Source organism: Bacteroidota bacterium (assembly GCA_018266835.1).
Classification (GTDB): domain Bacteria; phylum Bacteroidota; class Ignavibacteria; order Tepidaquicellales; family Tepidaquicellaceae; genus JAFDZO01.
Map to the genome: position 1 here is coordinate 1,730,940 of JAFDZP010000002.1, position 19,851 is coordinate 1,750,790.

Below are 19,851 nucleotides of genomic sequence, written 5' to 3' on the forward strand. Positions count from 1 at the left end.
AGTATAAGAATAAAGATTTTGCAAAAGACATTGAACAATTACATGAAAAAAATACTAAAGCTGAAATATTTCTCCCTTCTGTTCCTCGTTGGTTTCACTATGTTTCTCGGAACAACTATGGAAAGAAGCGACGATATCTATGACAAGATAAATAAGAACATGGACGTCTTCGGAAAAGTTTACAAAGAAGTTGCCCTCAACTATGTTGATGAAATTGATGCCGATAAATTTGTGAAGGCAGGCATTGAAGGCATGCTCGGAACGCTTGACCCGTACACAACTTACTACGATGAAAACAGCAAAGACCAGATTGACCTTATTACAGCCGGTAAATACGGAGGTATAGGAGTTACAATCGGAGTGCGTGACAGCACGTTTACAATTACCGATGTAATGAACGGCTATGAAGCCCAGAAGAAAGGATTGAGAATCGGTGATAAAATTATTGAGCTGGACGGAAAAGATCTACGAGGAGTAAAATATGAGAGCACAAGACTGATGGTCAGAGGTCCCGTTGGCACAAACTTAAATGTAAAGATTGACAGGGAAGGCGAGATTTTAAATTTTGATTTAACGCGTCAGGAAATAATTCTGAAAGTCGTTTCTTACTATGGAATTCTTGAGCCCAGCACTGAAGGCATCGGTTATATTCGGTTAGATAGATTTACAAACAATGCTCTCTCAGAAGTTGAAAATGCAATCAAGACTTTTAAGGCCGGAGGAAATTTTAAAGGGCTCGTTCTCGATTTAAGAAATAACGGCGGGGGACTTCTTGATGCAGCCATCGGTATTCTAAATAAGCTTGTTGACAAAAACAGTCTGTTATTAATTACAAAAGGAAAAGACGCAGCTTCCGAGAAAAAATATTTTTCATCTGAAGAGCCGCTTGTTCCTAAAAATGTTCCTGTAGTTGTTTTGACAAATGAAGGTACAGCTTCTGCCTCGGAAATAGTTGCAGGTGCAGTGCAGGATCTGGACAGAGGAGTTATAGTGGGAACAAAGTCATTCGGTAAGGGACTTGTACAGCAATTCCGCGATCTGACAAATGACAAACAGATGAAAATTACGACTTCAAAATATTTTACGCCTTCAGGAAGATGGATACAGCAGAAAGATTATTTCCAGGAAAATAAGTTTGGTGTATTTTTAGACAAAGATAAATATAATCAGAGTGAGTTTAAAACTCTTGGCGGAAGAACTGTTTATGCTAAGGGCGGTATCGCTCCCGATGTTGAAGTAAAAGTTGAAGGACTCAGTGAAGTATATTATGCTTTGCAGTCAAAAGATATGTTCTTTAAATATGCAAATGATTATTTGAGTAAAAATCCGGGTATAAAAACATTTAAGCCGACAGATGAAATATTTGCTGACTTCAAACAATTCATGCAAAACAAAAATTTTGAGTATGTTTCAAATGCAGATAAGAAGATTGATGAACTAAAGAAACTTACTGAAGGACAAAATTTCAATAAGAATATTTCAGATTATCTCAGCAAAATACAGAGTGAAGTCACAACTGAAGAAGCGACTGAAATTGAAAATGCTAAAGAAGAAATAAAGAAAGCTATAACAGAAGAGATTAACAAAAGAATTATAAACGAGAAGGAGCAGATTGCAGCAACATTTGAATTTGATAAACAACTTCAGGAAGCAGTTTCAATTATAAATAATCCTGCAAGATACAATCAGCTTTTAGGAAAGTTCTAAATTTTTATATTTAATAAATGAGAATAGGTATTATAGGCGGCGGTCAGCTTGCACGAATGATGATGGAATCTGCCTATAAGTACGGCTTTGAGTTTGTTGTGCTCTCCAATGAAAAAAATTCTTCTGCAGGAAAAATTACAAGTTCCGAAATTGTAGGGGATTGGAATGACTTGGAATGTTTGAAAAAATTTGCAGCCCAATGTGATGTGATTACACTTGAGAATGAATTCATAGATTATACTAAGCTTGAATATCTGGAATCGCTCGATAAAAAAGTTTATCCTTCCTCTGCTAATATTAAATTAATTCAGGACAAGTTTGTACAGAAGTCAACACTCAGTTCTTTAAATATAACCGTGGCAGATTTTATTGAAGTTGAAAGTAAAGTTGATATAAAGAATTTTGCCGCTGAATTTGGTTATCCCGTTATTATGAAGTCACGCACAATGGGGTACGACGGCAAAGGTAATTATAAAATTGATAATGAGAATGAAATAGATGAAGCGATGAATGTTCTTGGCAAGCGCGGGCAATTGATGTGTGAGAGGTTCATCCCTTTTGAAAAAGAGATTGCAGTTCAGGCAGTCAGAAATATCAAGGGAGATTTTAAAATTTATCCCGTTGTAGAAACGATTCAGGAAAATCATATCTGCAAAACTGTTCTTGCCTCAAAAAATTTGTTCTCAAATTTAAGAGAAAGAGTAACTACAATTACAAAGTCTATATTGAATGAATTGAATTATGTAGGAGTGATGGGAATTGAGATGTTTCTTTTAGGTGAAGATATAATTGTGAATGAGTTAGCGCCTCGCGTTCATAACTCGGGGCATTATTCAATTGAGGGATGTTATACTTCGCAATTTGAAAATCATATCCGTGCTGTCTCGGGACTTTTAATAGGGGACACTAACTTAAAAGAAGATTCATCCGTAATGATAAATATACTTGGAAGTTTTGACGGTAACTACCGTCTGGATTTTTTGAAAGATCTTGATTTGGAAAATAATACTTATATACACTTGTACGATAAAAATGAAAACAGAACGGGAAGAAAGATGGGACATATAACTCTGACAGGAGAAAATCTAAATGAACTTGAATCACAGGGTAATAAAATAAGAGAACAAATTAAAATATAATTATGGTTGAAGTGTACACAACTTATGATTCCATGGAAGCTAACTTAGTTAAGGCAAAGCTGACCGATGAAGAGATTGAATTCGCTGTAAAGGGAGATGCCGATCTTTCAATGACTATGGAATCTTTTAATACCGAACTTAGCAGAATGGCAATGAAGCAGCCGATAAAATTTTATGTCGCGGAAAAAGATGTAGAGTTTGCAAAGATTGCAATCAATACCGATAAATCAGACTTACTAAAAGATGATCTGGAATATTAATTTACATTATAAAGATTATAATGTGACCAATACAAATAAAAAATATTTAGCAGTAGGCGGAGTTATAATCACCGCGCTTCTTTTTTATTTTATACTGCAAAATTCTTCTTCTTTAACTCAGGCAACCGATAAAACTCCTGCCGTAATACCAAACACAACTAAAACTATTGCCGTTATGCAAAAAGATACTACTAAAGATTCTTCAAGAGATTATTTAAAGCTTCACTATGATGCAATTGTTGTAGATTCCCACAATGATTTTATCTGGCAGGTCTATGATAAGGGCGCAGATATAAAAGGAAGCTCATTTACGCAATCCGATCTGCCGCGCTTTAAAAGCGGAGGAGTTGATGTACAGTTTTTTGCCGTGTGGATTCCTATGAAAGAAGTAAAAAATTCTTTTAGTTTTGTTAAAAACCAGATAAAGAGTCTCAATCATATAGCTGAAAATAATTCAAACGATATTGAGTTTGCAAAGTCGTATGACGAAATAATGTCTGTTCTTGCGAAAAAGAAATTGTGCGGGCTTATAGGTGTTGAAGGCGGTACTGCAATAGGAAGTGATGTTGATAATGTAAATAAACTTTACGATATGGGAGTCCGTTATATCGGGCTGACCTGGAATAACTCAAATGTAATTGCTTCCTCTGCTAAAGACGAGACGGAGAAAGGAAAGAAGGGCGGTTTATCTGAATTCGGGAAAAAGGTTATTCAAAGAATGAACGAGCTTGGAATGATGATTGATGTTGCCCACCTGGGAGAAAATAGTTTCTGGGATGTTGCGGAGTTATCTACGCAGCCTATATTCAGCTCGCACTCAAATGCATATGCAATTAATCCTCACTTTAGAAATCTAACTGACGAACAGATAAAGGCTGTGGCTAAGTCAGGCGGAGTTGTGCAGGTAAATTTCTATGATGAGTTTTTAGATAAAGATGCGAAACGCAACAGAACAAAGAATGCATATCAGCTATATAAAAAAGAACTTGATGCTTTGAACGAAAAATATGGTGATGATCTGGAAAAGTATAATACTGAGCGTGATAATTTCTTAAAAGAAAAAAAGCTTTCCGGTGGAACTACAATTGATAAAGTTATAGAGCACATCGATTATATAAAAAATCTTGTCGGTGCCGATTACGTCGGTTTGGGTTCCGATTTCGACGGCGGAATATCTCCGCCCGCCGAGTTATACGACGCAAGCTGTTATCCAATGATAACTCAAAAGCTTGTGGAAAAAGGATATACCGATGAAGAAATAAAAAAAATTCTCGGCTTAAATATGCTGCGAGTTTTTAAACAAATCTGCAAGTAAACCATACCCACGTCCTCTTAAAAATTAAAGCTTCTTGAAGGCAGAAATTTTTACCTATTATTACTGAACAGTGTTCAGTAATTTTACACCGTTCACTAAAATACTATTTATGGGAATTACCGAAAGGAAAATCAAAGATAAAGAAAAGATCAAAGAGAAAATCCTTCAGGCTGCAATAAAGCTTTTTGTTAAAGACGGTTTTGATAACGTCTCAATGCGAAAGCTGTCGGAGAAAATCCAGTACAGTCCGGGAACAATTTATCTTCATTATAAAGATAAAGAGTCCATTCTTTTTGAACTTCACACAATTGCATTTCAGAAATTCTATGCGGCATTAAGTAATGCACTTGATGAACGTAACCCGATTAAGAGACTTGAGCAATTGGGACAAAATTATCTGGAGTTTGCGTGGCAAAATCCGGAGTACTATGATTTAATGTTTATTAATAACTGTGTCTCGGCATCTATTGCAAAAGAGGATGAATGGATTGGAATGGACTCATACGGTCTTCTTCATCAGACAATAAATGATTGCGCAGAGCACGGTTATATTTCAAAACATGATGTGGAAACTGCAACATTTTCAATGTGGGCATTTGTTCACGGTATTGCATCACTTGTAATAAAAAAACGTATTTCAGGCATTAAAGAAGAAGAGCTTAATCATCTTATTCAGGGCTCCTTAAAATTTCTAATTAACACTTTAAATATTAAAAACCACAAACACAAAAAGTAATTTTTATGAAGAAGTTATTACTGCTAATATTTTTATCTCTTTACGGAGTTACGTTCTCTCAAAGCAATACAGGAATTATAAACGGGAAACTGCTTGATAAGGAAACACAAAATCCTGTTGCAGGTGCATCTATACAGATAGTCGGCACATATCTAAGCACAGAAAGTAATGAAAACGGAGAATTTTCATTTTCGGGATTGAAACTTGAAACTTATCAGCTGAAAGTTTCTGCTTTGAACTACTCACCAATAATAAAATCTGATTTAGTAGTATATGCAAGTAAACCGCTCGATGTTGTGATTCAGTTAATACCTATGAACATTACATTGGAAACGATTAATGTTGATGCGAATTATTTTTCAAAAAGTTCAGATGTTAATATTTCCACAATGAATCTTGACTTCGAAGAAATCCGCAGAGCACCCGGTGCTACGGAAGATATTTCAAGAATGCTGCAGACTGCCCCCGGAGTTTCCATCGGTAATGACCAGAGAAACGATATTATTGTAAGAGGCGGCTCGCCAAGTGAAAATTTATTGCTGATAGACGGAGTTGAAATTCCCAATATCAATCACTTTAATACACAGGGTTCAACCAGCGGAGCGATAGGATTTATAAATGTTAAGTTCATACAGGAAGCAAATATTTTTACGGGAGGATTTCCGTCTCGATTCGGAGATAAATCATCTGGAGTTGTGGATATAAGATTCCGGGAGGGAAGCAGGAAAAAATTCTATAGCGATATTAATTTAAATGTCGGCGGATTCGGAGGAATATTTGAAGGACCGTTATTCAGTGAAAAGGGTTCTTACATTTTTTCTGTAAGAAGAAGTTACCTTGAGTTATTAAAAGGCGCTATTCAGCTTTCTGCTGTTCCTAATTTCTGGGATATAAATATGAAAGTGAATTATGATTTCTCCCCCACGGATAAACTTTCACTTATAGGTTTCGGAAGCATCGATAGAATTGATTTTGATGGAGATAAAACAGATGACTTAGATGACCCTTACGGAAAAGCATTCTCTCATCAGAACAATTACGTTGCAGGATTTAACTATACAAAAATATTCAAGAAAGGTTATCTTCAAACAACTCAGTCGAATTCAATTTCGGATTACGATATTGTCAGCTACGGACAAAGACAGGATACAGTACAGTTTAATGATAAGGCAACTGAGCGCGAACATACATTAAAGACTGAGTTGAACTACCAGGCAAATAAAATTTTTAATTTAAACTTTACAGCCGGAGGCAAACTCGCAAATGTAAAAAATAATGTTTTTGCAAGACAGGATACTACCTATGCAGGATATATAAGACCTGATTTGATTTTTGATAACACTGTTAACACTTACAAACTTTTCGGTACATTTAATCTGACTTCAAAATTTCTAAAAGATAATCTTATTGTAAACGCAGGCTTCAGAGTAGATTACTTTGATTACATTAATCTTAAAACTTATTTCTCACCGAGAGTCGGAGCATCTTATAAGTTAACTCCTCTCACTACAATCAACGCATCGTACGGAATATTTTATCAGGCGCCTGCTTATCTATGGCTTGCATCAAATCCTATCAATAAAAATTTGAATGACATCAGAAGCGAGCATTTCATTCTGGGCTTCGAACAACTTCTCTCACCTGATTTTAAATTTACGGTTGAAGCTTATGAAAAACGTTACAGAGATTATCCTGTAGCAACTGAGAATCCGACATTTATTTTAATTGACGGCGGTTCTGATTTCGGGCCTAATTTAGTGGGTCCCGCAGTCAGCGCAGGGAAAGGTTATGTACGGGGAATAGATTTCTCTCTTCACAAAAAATTAACAGGCAACGGATTTTACGGAATGCTGAATTACTCATATTCATATTCAAACTTCACTGCGCTCGTGGGCGGAGAAAAGCCCGGAGCTTATGACCCTACAAATCAGATTACTTTGATTGCGGGTTATCAGGTTGCAGATGAGTGGCTTGTTGGATTCAAAATAAAATATGCCGGCGGAAAACCTTACACTCCATTGGATATAGCGTTATCAACACAATTCAACCGCGGTATTTATGCAACGAATGATTTCAACAGCGCGCGCTATCCGGATTACATAAGAGTTGATTTAAGAATTGATAAAAAGGTAAACTTTAAAAAGGCAAGTCTTGTTGGTTATATAGAGTTTCAGAATTTGCTAAACAGAAAAAACGTGAACTCATATTTCTGGAATGAAACAAAAAACGCACAGGGAACAGTTTACAACTGGGCATTTTTACCTGTAGGCGGATTAAGCTTACAGTTCTAATATTAGTGTTCAAAAAGTTTTACTGAGCCGTAAAGTAATTTACAACTTTGCGGCTTAGTTTTTGTTTTAATTTAAGTTGTAAAGTTCCTATTGTAATTGTTTTTTTACTCATTCTTTCACAAATTGAAGCAGAACTAAACAAATAATTTACTTATGAAACACGAAGATAACAGCTATGCAGTAACAGTTTTTGAAAGCGGTCATGAAGGATTGATTGCGCTGGCAAAATCAATGCTTGATGAAGCAAACATTGAGTACAGTGTTAAAGGCGAAGGCGTTGAAAATCTTATGGGAGTCGGTGTTATGGGTACAGGTTTTAATCCTATCACAGGCGCTATTCAGATTCAGGTGCTTGAAGATAACGCTGCACAGGCACGCGAGCTTTTAAAAGATTTAAAAGAATCGGATGTCTGATTTTTTGTTTAACTCTTCTCTTCTTTTTTAACTTTAATTCTTTAAATAGCTTTTTTAATTTAAAGACCTCAACCCCATATCCTTAATTGAAAAAATTTAAGCAAATTATTGCATTAGGCGGCGGCGGATTTTCTATGGAACAGGATAATCCGCTTCTTGATAATTATATTCTTAACGCTACAGGCAAAACAACTCCGAAAATATGTTTCTTTGCAAACGCAGGCGGCGATGCACAGGATTACATTGATAAATTTTACAATGTCTATAATAAGTTAGACTGCATACCTACACACATTTCATTAAAAACAAAACCCGAAATAAATTTAGAGAAAGTTATTCTTGAACAGGATGCTTTATTCGTCGGGGGAGGAAGCACGCGCTTTCTTATGGCTCAATGGAAAAGCTACGGACTTGATAAAATTATGAAGAAGGCATATGATAAAGGCATCGTGCTTTCAGGTATGAGCGCAGGCGCAATTGTGTGGTTCAGCGACGGGATTTATAATCCCGAAGATACAAAACTGATGAAGCTTCCGTGTCTTGGATTAATTCAGGGAAGTTTTTGTCCTCACTATGATGAGCGCACTGAGCTGCGTTTTTCTTTCAGGGAGTTAATTACGGACGGCGGAATAAAAAACGGTTACGGAGTAGAAGATTATTGCGGTCTGCATTTTATAAATAATCAGTTGTACAATGTGATAAGCTCGCGCAAAAATGCTACAGCATATTCAGTAAGGAAAATTTCAAAAACTTATGTTGAGGAAGAGCTGCCTAAAGTTTACTTAGGCATCAATTATAAAAATCCTCCTGAAAATGAAAATTTAAAAGTTGTACAGGATTTTATTTACTATATAAATGAACACGATATTGATGAGATGATGACTTATTTATCAGATGACCATATTATGACGGATTCTTCCGATATAAAAATAAAAGGCACTAAATATCTTAAAGTCGCATGGCTGGATTTTTTCATTCACTTCCCTGATTACAATATTATTGTAGATGAAATAATCTGCGAAAAAGATCTGGTGGCGGTTTACGGAAAGGCGAAGGGAACTTACTGGAAAGAAGGCGAGCTCGAAGAAAAAAACAAATTTGAAGTCCCTGCATCATGGCGGGCAAAAATAAAAGACGGAAAAATATCGGAGTGGAAAGTATTCGCCGATATTCAGATTGTCCGTCAGATAATGGAGGCAAATAATTAATGGATATTCTTGTTGATATGGACGGCGTTATAGCCGATTTTGAAGGAGAGTTTTTAAAAAGGTGGAGAGCTAATCATCCGGAAAAGCCTTACGTTCCGCATGAGGAAAGAAAAGGATTCTGGCTGAGAGAGCAATACCCGATTGAATACAGGGAGTTTGTTGAAGAGATATATCTTTCACCCGGATTTTATCACGGACTTCCGGCTGTAGAAGGAAGCGTGGAGGGCTTAAACTATTTGCTGGCTCAGGGACACAATGTACGTTTATGCACTGCGCCTATGCTTCCAAAATATGAGAACTGTGTATTAGAAAAATATCACTGGGTTTTTGATCATCTCGGAAACGAATGGACAAGCAGAATAATAATGACTAAGGATAAAACTTTTGTAAGAGGAGATGTTCTGATTGACGATATGCCTGATGTAACGGGCGCGCTTACTCCTGTATGGGAGCACATAATTTTTTCACAGCCGTACAATAAAGATATTGACCATAAAAAAAGAATGACGTGGCAAAATTTTAAGGAGGTATTGCATGTTTAATGCACTTAAAGAAAAAAGAGATCTGGTAAAAGTAAACGTTGAGAACTGCGCAAACTTTGTTTCGTTCAATGATGTGCAGTCTTTTTTTCCTGCAGTTGCCTTTGCAAATGAAGCTCTGGAAAATAAATCAGGTTTGGGAAAAGATTATCTGGGCTGGATGACACTTCCCTCTGAAATTTCAGAAGATTTAATTGACCAGATTCAGTTTGCTGCTGAGAAGATGGCAGAGAAATCTGAAGTGATTGTAGTAATAGGTATAGGAGGCTCATACCTTGGCGCGCGAGCAGTTATAGATGCGCTCTCTGATAATTTTCATTACCTCAGAAAAAATCGTGTGACACCTGTAATGGTGTATGCCGGTAATAATATAGGAGAAGATTATCATTATGATTTATTGAAAGCGTTGGATAAATATGATTACTCTGTTATTGTAATTTCAAAATCAGGAACGACGACTGAACCTGCTATAGCATTCCGACTTTTAAAAAATCATCTTGAAAGCAAATACAGTGTGCCGGATGCAAGAAGCAGAATTATTGCAATCACAGATAAAAATAAAGGCGCATTAAGAAAAGTTGCAACGAATGAAGGATATAAAACGTTTGTGATTCCCGATGATGTGGGCGGAAGGTATTCTGTTCTTACCCCTGTAGGATTAATGCCTATTGCAGCGGCAGGAATAAACATAAGAGAAATTATAAAAGGCGCAATTGAAATGGAAAATTTTCTGAGCGCACAAAAAGATTTGTTTGCAAATCCCGCTAATCTATATGCAGCAACAAGAAATGCTTTGTACAGGAAAGGACAGTTCATTGAAATCCTTGCAACGTATACTCCAAGTATGCAGTATTTTATTGAGTGGTGGAAACAGTTATTTGGTGAAAGTGAAGGCAAGGAGCATAAAGGAATTTATCCTGCCGGAGTAACACTTACAACTGATTTACATTCTATGGGTCAGCTTATTCAGGAAGGCGCCAGAAATATTTTTGAAACAGTTATTAAGGTGGGGACATCAAACTCAACTTTGTTAATTCCCGAGTCACCTGATAATGCCGATGAACTGAATTATTTAGCAGGTAAAAAGATGAGCTATGTAAATGAAAAAGCTATGGAAGGAACATTGATGGCTCACGTTGACGGAGGCGTACCGAATATTGTAGTTTCTATTCCTGAACTAAACCCAAGATATCTGGGACAATTGATTTACTTCTTTGAAAAAGCATGCGCAGTGAGCGGATATCTGCTTGGAGTAAATCCTTTCAATCAGCCCGGTGTTGAAGCGTATAAAAAAAATATGTTCAAGTTATTGGGTAAGAAATAATTTTGCTTTCTTATACACCGTCCCAAACGGGGGTTTGGGACGGAGTGCAGAGTTCTCGTTCCGATGCTCCTGCGTCGGAACGCAAATTTACAAATTACACATCAAATTTTATGAAAAAACTTACCCTTCTTCTTTTTTCATTTTTTATAATTACTAACGTATCTCTTTCACAAAGTTTTTCCCCCGAAGAAAAAGAAATTTTATTACTTCAGGATTCCAGAACACTTGGCGAAAACGATAAGCTGCTTTCATATTTAAATTCCGATAATAAAGATATAGTAAGCCGCGCATTGTTTGCACTGGCAAATATACAGAACTCTTCTACTGCTGATGAAATCGGAACAGTAATGCTTTCCAATCCTAATGAATACATAAGATATATGGCTGCATATGCTATAGGACAGATTTCATGCGAGCCGTCCCAGATCTATTTAAGGACTGCGTTGAAATCCGAAAAAAATATGTATGTAAGAGAGCAGCTGATGGAAGCTATAGGGAAAGTAGGAGCAGCGGAAGATTTAGAACTCGTTCCTTCCGATGTAAGTAATATAGATTACGATAAATTTTACTCAGCTCTTTCCATATTAAGATTTGGGTTAAGAAAAATAAAAAATGAACGTTCGTTTCAGATACTTGCTGACATACTGAATTCAAATCCCGACGCTAATACAACAATGCTTAGTCTTTATACCCTATGGAGAACAGGCGATGATAAATTGTTAAAGCCGCATACAGATTTACTAAAAAAATATCTGAAGGACACTAACGGCTTGAACAGAAGTTATGCAATAGCTGCGCTTGGAAAGCTAAAGGATACAAAAATTCTCTTTGATATTTTAGCTAATTTGAGAAATGAACCAGATTGGAGAGCAAAGGTGAACTCATTTAACATTATTAATAATTTTACCTATGAACAGTTGAAAGATAATCAGGATAAATTGAACGAAGCTTTGGCAGCAGTGGACAATAGAGGAATAGCGAATGACAGCAACGTGGTATCTGAGTTATTTGCATATCTAAGTTCAATAAACAGATTGTATTCAAATCAAAATCTTACTATAAAAGATAACAAAGGTTTGTATGATCGTTTAGAAGATATATCACATACAAGCATTCAACAAATAATTGGAGGTAAAATAAAAGATGTTGATGTCACCTTTTTAAGAGGTGAAGCAATTAAGACTCTCGGTAATATTTTCAAAGATGAAATGAAAAACGAGCTGATTGAAAGATTTCAAAAAACAGAAGACTTTGATTTAAAAGCAGATATTATAAGGGCATTCAGCAGTTTTAATGACGGGAAAATTTTCAGAGATGTACGTGCATTGCTGGTGATACAGGTCCAGATATACGGTGAGACACATACAATTGATAAAGAAAAATATATAGGAGCGGAAGACCTTGCAAAAATTTACAGGGCATATACTGAATTAATAAATGCCTGTCTGCCGAAGGTTGACCTTGAAGATAAAAATACAATAAGGTTAATGTGTTATGATTTCTTTACATCAAAAGATGTTACAATGATTGCAAACAGTATGGAAACTCTCAAAGATTCATCGTTGCAGTTAGCTCCATGGAAGTCAGAGACTGAACAGGTTTTGCAGTTTGAATTCCCTAGTTTAAAACTGCCTCAGGATTTTGACCTTGTAAATTTATACACAGATTTCATAGGAGAAATGAAGATAAACGGACTTAATGCAAATCTTGAAGCTAACCTTTCAAGCGAACAGTATGAAATTACAAAACGCTCAGCCGATGCTCTGAAAAAAATTACAGGGAATGATTACTCGGACAGAATTAAAAATAAAATCTACAATAAGGATTTCGATTGGGAATATCTTAAGAAAATTTTTGATAATAAATACGTTTCAGTAAAGACAAATAAAGGTTTAATAAAAATTGAATTATTCCCCGAAGTTACTCCGTTCACTGTTTATAATTTTGTAAAGCTTTCTGAAAAAGGATACTATAACGGAACAATTTTTCACAGAGTCGTTCCTAATTTTGTTATACAGGGCGGAGACCCTACTGCTACAGGCAACGGCGGACCGGGGTATTCAATCCGCAGTGAGTTCTCTCAGCTTAATTACTTTACGGGAGCGGTCGGTATGGCTTCAAGCGGAAAAGATACTGAAGGTTCGCAGTGGTTCATTACACACTCGCCACAGCTTCATTTGGATTCACGTTATACTTTATTCGGAATTGTTGTTGACGGGCAGGATGTAGTTGATAAAACTCAGATAGGTGATAAGATTGAATCAATAACTTTTTCAAATACAAAATAATTTTTGTTGGGGCGCTCGCGGATTCCGCAAAGCGGAATCTTGATAAAATTAAATAAGAATGTATTCTTATTTAATTTTATCAACCGAACCTCCGGTTCGGCGCGAGCGCCCCTGATGCAATTAGTAATTAATGCTATTTCTTATTGCTTCAGTCCCGTAAACTTTCACTCCTTCTTTTGGCGGATTTTTTACTGAGTATAAAATTGTATTCAGCATCTCTTCTAATTTTACAAGTCCCAGATTTATTGCCTGCTTGCGGGTAGCAGGTATCAATTCTAAAATTTTGTAAATCGGTTTTAATACAATCGGCCAGTAATGACCCGGTCCTATTATATACCACGGTCTGATTACAGATGAAGTTATTCCGCTTTCGTTCAATAACGCTTCACCCTGTTTTCTTACTTCAATATACTCCTTCATCATAGGCGCCGGCTGCGCAACACTTAGATATATAAAGTGTTTCACGTTTGATTTCTTCGCAGCTTTTACAGACGCCTTAACGGAAGCCAAATCAATAGTTTTAAATTGTTCTTTTTTAGCGGGGGAGGGATGTGAAACTCCTACCAGCTGAATGAACGTATCACAGCCGTTTACATATTCCATAAAAGTAACTTCATCTAAGGCATTGCCATCAACAGCTTTGCATCCGGGAGGAAGCTTTCCTATTGATTCCTTCCGGGTAAGTGCAGTTACTTCAAATCCGTTCTTAATTAGTATAGGAATCATCCTGCTTCCTATATATCCTGTCCCGCCGGTTATAAAGATATTTTTATTCATTTAATCAAAGATAAAAATATTGATTGTATTACTTTCACTCAATTACTAAGTTATACAAAACTTAAATTAATTATGAAACATTTTTTTATTCTCTTTACTGCTGTATTTTTATGCGTTTCAGGTATATACGCACAAAATTCTTCAGTGGATTTGTTCACGGCTAATGCTCAGGACAGGAAATTACAGGAAAAATTTTCTTCTGATGTTAAAGATCCCGTTTTTTTAAAAATTAACAAAGCTGAACTCTCAAAACTGTTCACTGAAAGAAATAATACTCTCGAAATCAACATTCCCGTTGCACTAAGAAACGTCAGTTCCAATGTTGCGCTTCAGTTGAAAAAATTTGAAGCCGTATCTCCTCAGACAAGAATCGTTAAAAAAACTGCGGTAGGTGAAGAGGATATGCCTTTGCAAAATTGCATTCTTTCCTATACCGGAAAAGTAAAAGGTATGGATAACTCATTTGTAACAATTACTTTCAGCGATGATAAAGTTGTTGGTATTCTAATGTCAGATAAGGATACTTATACAATCGGTACCACGGATGAAAACGATAAGAGCAATGTGAATTATATTTTATTTCAGGAGAGCTTGAGAAAAGTTCACAGGGAATTCAAATGCGGAAGTGAAACAATGCAGACTCCCGACCATATTAAAAAACTAATGAGCCAGTATAAGCCCAAAACTGACAACGCTAGTGCAACGTTCCTTAAAGCACAGATAGCTGTTGATGTGGATTTTGCAACCTACAATTCGTTCGGCGGAAATATGACTAATGCTACAGCATGGGCATTAGCACAAATGACCGCTGTCTCTGCAGTCTATGTAAAAGAGATAAATTGCCAGCTCGAGATTTCTTATGTAAGAGTATGGACAACTCAAGACCCGTATACTTCTACCAGCGGTCAGGTTATGTTAAACCAGTTCGGCAACGAATGGAATGCCACGCAGCAAGGTGTACCACGAACGATTGCTCATCTGTTATCAAGAAGAAATAATGTTGATGTCGCAGGGATAGCATGGCTTGGTGTTCTGTGTTCGCCAAATTTAGGCTATGGACTTTCTGCAACCTTGACCGGTTCGACTCCGAATCTTCCGAATTACACGTATGATGTTGAAACTACTGCGCATGAAATCGGTCATAACTTCGGCTCGCAGCATACTCACAGCTGCAGCTGGGTTGGCGGACCGATTGACACATGTGTAGAAGTTGAAGGCGGATGCTACAATGGTCCTTTACACCCTACTGTCGGCACTATAATGAGTTACTGCGATATATCAGGCGGCGGTTCAGTTATAATGACGTTCGGACCTCAGCCCGGAGCTGTTATCCGCAACGGAGCGGAATCTGCCGGATGCATCACTGCCAATAACAGAGCTATACTTCTTGCTCTGCCTAAAGGCGGTGAAACCTTCCGCACCGGTAATACTGCTGCAGTGTGGTGGGGGGCAAATTCTTCAGGCAATATCAATATAGAGTATTCCTCAGATAACGGAACAAGCTGGAACGTAATTCAAAACAATGTCCCTGCGCAGCAGAGAACTATTAACTGGGTTGTGCCTTACATTGCTTCAACGTCACAGGCGAAGGTCAGAATTTACAATCCTGCAAATCCATCTGAAGCTGATACATCAGATGCAACGTTCAGAATTATATTAAGCCTGAATTACTTCAATGCTTATTCACCTGCGCAGTTGACTGTACTTGGTGTAAATCCTAACGCAGTAAATTCCTATCAGACATTTACATGGGGCAGCGCGGGTACAAACTCTACCATCAGATATAACTGGAAAATAAAAAGACCGGGCGGACAGGATAAATTATTCCAAAGTAATAACAGCGGAATCGATTCAAGCATTACGTTAAGATATAGCTTTCTGGATTCCATTCGAGCATCATTCAATGCTGGGGATTCCATACTTACAATCTGGTCAGCCACTGCATACAACGGAGTTGATAGCGCAACATCAAACTCGCTTATAGTTATTTTGAAAAGAACTACGGTTGGTATTACTCAGATTTCTTCCATTGTTCCCACAGAGTATAATTTGTTCAATAATTATCCTAATCCGTTCAACCCTGTTACAAATATAAAATTCGATATTCCTAAATCTTCTTTTGTGAAATTGTTTATATATGATTCAAAGGGAGCAGTGGTCAGCGAGCTTGTTAATACAAATCTGCAGGCGGGAAGTTACGGATATAGTTTTGAAGCTTCAAAACTTTCAAGCGGAGTTTATTTTTATCGCGTTGAAGCGGGAAGCTTTACCGATACAAAGCGAATGATATTGCTTAAATAGATTTTATATAAAATACTTTAACCACAGAGGGCACAGAGATGTATCGCAAAGAACACAGAGCACAAATACTACATTTTAAAAGATACATAAAATTTTTTATCTGTGTTCTCTGTGAAAATAATCTGTGAACTCTGTGGTTAAATAAAAAATTTGTATTAAATATAAAAAGCCCGGCGGAGATAATTCTACCGGGCTTTCTTGTTAAATGAAGCCCCGCCATCAGGCTTCTGCTCTAAAATATTTCGAGAAATTATTCTTCTCTTTAAAATAACCTGACGACGGGAATTTGTACTGAACGTTAATGTTTTACCCCTAAAACAATGTTATGTTCAGATCTGAAAAATTCCCCTAATCACCTGGGTTCCGAATGTAATCACCTGATACAACAAGGCGATTGAGAATACTACCAGAATCGCAGGGATTACAAATTTTTTTGAAATGTTGTCAACCATAGGATTGGGTTTTTAATTGTTAATTAATGACTTCACCCCCCCTTTATACACATCCTGTGCCAAAAAATATGGCGTGTTTCAGGCTATATTCAGCCCCTCAAAATCCCAAAAGATAGTGCAAAATATCGCTAAATAGTAAAGGAACTATCTAAACGAAGATTTAATAATTTTTTTCAAAAAATTTAACACAGATTTGAAATTACAGTTGTTATTTAAATTATTTTATTGTAGTTTTCTCTGCACCCCCTGATTTCAATTCACGCAATACTATAATCTTTGTTACTGGATCTACCCGAAAGGAGGAATCGGAGTATGAAATTACTTACATCGGTAGTTTATTCTTCGTATTTATAAAGTTTTAGATTTGAGAAAGTAAGTTTTTTAATGGAGTGGCAACAACATTATAAAACTTAAAATTTAAAATTTTATGAAAAAGAAAATATTTTTCCTCTTATTCTTTTTTCTCATTTCCTTTCTAAATACTGAAGCACAATTTGATAGAAACAAGTTCTATCTAGGACTTCAGGGAGGCAATTATAATTCATCTTTTTATAGTAATTACAATCTTCTTTACATAAATTCAACTGTAGATTTTGGGTTTGAAGGAGACTTTTATTCGCCAAGTCCTACTAGAATTTATGGAGGATTTTTCGATCCATTAAGTAGCTATTCTTCTTACTTAAATGGTGCTATAAATGATTTTTATAATACAATTGATATTTCAAATCCCCATAGACCTATTTCATATTACCGTTCTGCGAAGATAATAAGACCTGCTTTCGGACAAAGAAGTACTTATGAGGCGGAACAAATGCCGGATACAAATTTTTGTCCGGGATATTTTTTCTCATTTCACCAGATTGGTGACTCTTTCAATTCTGGTGGTATAAAAGGCAGATTTTGTTCAGTAAGTCTTCACTCACATCTATTATCTTCCACTAAAAAATATATGGTTAGCTCTCTATATGAAAATAATGAGCAAACAGATAACAGAAATCTTGAAGACTATGGCCGAGCTAATTATTCTGACATAAAATTTTATGGTCAGGGAACGGATACAAATCCTCAGTATAAATGGTTTATCAAGCCACGAATGAGAATAGACACTTCAATTGCACATAACCTGCTTTGGGAAGATAGTACTGTTGTTACTATTGAAATTTATAGCTTTGACAGCAGCTTGGTAAAAGAAGTTCCTATTAAAGTAAGAAGTTTCAAATCTGATAGCTTGGGATTTCTCTTCAAGTCAACTTATGGGGGTGAATTTATTGAAATGTATAAATTAACTAATGACACTTTGACTGTTACAGGTAAACGGTTAGCGCAGGGAGCAAATGACAACAAATGGAATTCCAGAGTAGATTACAGAGTAAGGTGGAATGGTAAAGTTGATGTCTGGCTTGATTATGTGAGAGTTGATGACGAATGGGCTCATTATTTATTTACCGGAAGCGAGATTTCGGATTCACTTGATACAAACAATAGATGGAAATTTCATAAAAGGTTAAAAGAAGAGATAAATTCTTTAAGTTCGGCAAATGGTTTAGCCCCTTTTTATTTCGATGAGTTTTATTATAACAATGTTGATTGTATCGCCAAGGTTGATAGCATAATCAGAGAAATTAATCCAAATTCTGGTTTAATTATAATGGCAAATATTTGGAGCGGTGTGGGTTACTATAAACATTTTTTCCCATATCCAGATAATTATTTTAATTTCTTAAAATCAAAAGGATTGTTAAAAGATGGTTTTATGACCGATAATTATCCAATTTATTGGGATACAGAATTTCGATATCCAAGCAATCTCTCTTTAAAACCATTAGATGGTTCAATTTCAACTCATTATCACATAGCAGCAGATGGTGATTCATATAATGTCAGTTTGAATTATCATCTTAACGGAGGCTATTATAATGACATGAAAGCTGCAAGTGACATTATTAAGAACTCAAATTCTAATTCATTTTGGGTCTCTGCTATCCAAACTCATTGTGTAGAAACTAATGTAGATGTTTCTGGTAATGTTCTTGGTGAAGCAAGAAGAGAGCCAACGAATGAAGAAATAAAAGTTCAGGCATATCTTTCACTTGCGTACGGGGCAAAACAAATTCAATATTTTAATTATGAATCATGGGGCATCGCTTCTAATAGGCACGATTGGGGGCTTTCTGATACTCCTGCTACCAACAGGAGAACTTCAAATTACTATTATCAGGATAAATTTGACAGTGTTGCAAAGTACAGTGAAAAGATATTAAAAATAGGAAGATACATGTATGATTCATTAAATTTGAAATTTGCAGAAACCCGTTCATTTAAAAATAACGGTTTAGGGGGCACTTATATCGATAGTATAAGATCAATCAAAAACTCTACTGAAGATGATGCCGGCAAAAAATACTGGCACTTTGGTTTCTTTACTCCCAATAATACTATAGAACCGAATAGTTACTCAAAATATTTCCTCGCAGTAAATATGGCATGTATGCCTGATACGTTAGGGCAGGGTGATATAAAAGAGCTTAAATTAAAATTCAATTCTTCAGATCTGACAACTTTTAATAATTGGAAGTTATTGGACCCGATTAGTCATCAGGAGTTCGGAACATTTAATAAAAGCACCAATGCATATATTAGCGCAGGTATGTTTCTGCCGGGTGAAGGAAAATTGCTTAAACTTGTCCCTGTAATGCAGGACGGCGGAACATTTGTAACAAATGAGTTCCTAAGCAATATATCCTTCAACTGTAACGGAACAGTAAATGCAAACAGTCATAATCTGGTACTTAATGAAGGTGTTAATATAAGTTTTGCCGATAGTGTGCAGATAATAATGCCCGGCGGTAAGTTTGCAAGCGGAGTCTCAGGCAGAACCCGTTACTCAAATCTAACGGCACAGAGCGGCAAGAGATGGCTCGGACTGAAGTTTGATGGAACGAGTGTAAATATGAACCTGACACGTATCTCAGGAGTAAGAAAAAAGAACAGTGATAACCATGAGTATACATTGTATATAATAAATCCGGATACATTGAATATTACTTACTCCAGAATAACCCCTATTGCATCTGAGGACAGCAGTGCCAGCGGAGTGCTT

14 protein-coding genes are annotated in these 19,851 nt (G+C 36.3%); 13 read left to right on the forward strand and 1 reads right to left on the reverse strand.

Annotation, left to right across the window (positions count from 1 at the left end; all coding sequences use genetic code 11):
- Window positions 1–42 precede the first annotated feature (42 nt).
- The 11 genes from JST55_09340 to JST55_09390 all read left to right on the forward strand — a co-directional run bounded on the left by JST55_09340 (window position 43) and on the right by JST55_09390 (window position 13,221).
- Window positions 43–1,707, forward strand: a complete 1,665-nt coding sequence (locus tag JST55_09340) for a S41 family peptidase (protein MBS1493704.1) — start codon at window positions 43–45, stop codon at window positions 1,705–1,707.
- Between the two features lie 17 nt (window positions 1,708–1,724).
- Window positions 1,725–2,846, forward strand: coding sequence for a 5-(carboxyamino)imidazole ribonucleotide synthase (locus JST55_09345; GenBank protein MBS1493705.1), 1,122 nt, complete (start codon window positions 1,725–1,727; stop codon window positions 2,844–2,846).
- Between the two features lie 2 nt (window positions 2,847–2,848).
- The gene (locus JST55_09350; protein MBS1493706.1) at window positions 2,849–3,106 is read left to right on the forward strand and encodes a DUF2007 domain-containing protein; all 258 of its coding nucleotides are present in this window, start codon (window positions 2,849–2,851) and stop codon (window positions 3,104–3,106) included.
- Window positions 3,090–4,421: a dipeptidase gene (locus tag JST55_09355; GenBank protein ID MBS1493707.1), complete on the forward strand. Its 1,332-nt coding sequence runs from the start codon at window positions 3,090–3,092 to the stop codon at window positions 4,419–4,421. Before JST55_09350 ends, JST55_09355 begins: the two co-directional genes overlap by 17 nt.
- 109 nt (window positions 4,422–4,530) lie before the next feature.
- Window positions 4,531–5,157 (forward strand): TetR/AcrR family transcriptional regulator, encoded by a 627-nt coding sequence (locus JST55_09360; GenBank protein MBS1493708.1) that lies wholly within the window; start codon window positions 4,531–4,533, stop codon window positions 5,155–5,157.
- A 5-nt stretch (window positions 5,158–5,162) separates the two neighbouring features.
- Complete coding sequence (locus JST55_09365) at window positions 5,163–7,448, forward strand: TonB-dependent receptor (GenBank protein ID MBS1493709.1); 2,286 nt, start codon at window positions 5,163–5,165, stop codon at window positions 7,446–7,448.
- A 153-nt stretch (window positions 7,449–7,601) separates the two neighbouring features.
- Complete coding sequence (locus JST55_09370; GenBank protein MBS1493710.1) at window positions 7,602–7,862, forward strand: DUF2007 domain-containing protein; 261 nt, start codon at window positions 7,602–7,604, stop codon at window positions 7,860–7,862.
- A gap of 86 nt (window positions 7,863–7,948) precedes the next feature.
- A complete protein-coding gene (locus JST55_09375) occupies window positions 7,949–9,070 on the forward strand; it encodes a Type 1 glutamine amidotransferase-like domain-containing protein (protein ID MBS1493711.1) in 1,122 nt (373 codons plus the stop codon).
- Complete coding sequence (locus JST55_09380; protein ID MBS1493712.1) at window positions 9,070–9,612, forward strand: 5'-3'-deoxyribonucleotidase; 543 nt, start codon at window positions 9,070–9,072, stop codon at window positions 9,610–9,612. Before JST55_09375 ends, JST55_09380 begins: the two co-directional genes overlap by 1 nt.
- Entirely contained in the window at window positions 9,605–10,933 is a 1,329-nt protein-coding gene (locus JST55_09385) for a glucose-6-phosphate isomerase (GenBank protein ID MBS1493713.1), read from the forward strand. Before JST55_09380 ends, JST55_09385 begins: the two co-directional genes overlap by 8 nt.
- A 110-nt stretch (window positions 10,934–11,043) precedes the next feature.
- Window positions 11,044–13,221: a peptidylprolyl isomerase gene (locus JST55_09390; GenBank protein ID MBS1493714.1), complete on the forward strand. Its 2,178-nt coding sequence runs from the start codon at window positions 11,044–11,046 to the stop codon at window positions 13,219–13,221.
- A 120-nt stretch (window positions 13,222–13,341) separates the two neighbouring features.
- On the opposite strand, the gene JST55_09395 is transcribed toward JST55_09390, so the two are convergent.
- Window positions 13,342–13,998 carry an NAD(P)H-binding protein gene (locus JST55_09395; protein MBS1493715.1) on the reverse strand — a complete coding sequence of 219 codons (657 nt, stop codon included), beginning with the start codon at window positions 13,996–13,998 and terminating at the stop codon, window positions 13,342–13,344.
- 72 nt (window positions 13,999–14,070) lie between these two features.
- On the opposite strand from JST55_09395, the gene JST55_09400 reads away from it, so the two are divergent.
- Together JST55_09400 and JST55_09405 are read left to right on the forward strand one after the other, a co-directional pair.
- A complete protein-coding gene (locus tag JST55_09400; GenBank protein ID MBS1493716.1) occupies window positions 14,071–16,299 on the forward strand; it encodes a T9SS type A sorting domain-containing protein in 2,229 nt (742 codons plus the stop codon).
- An 879-nt stretch (window positions 16,300–17,178) separates the two neighbouring features.
- The coding region (locus JST55_09405; protein MBS1493717.1) for a hypothetical protein at window positions 17,179–19,851 on the forward strand (2,673 nt) is incomplete at its 3' end.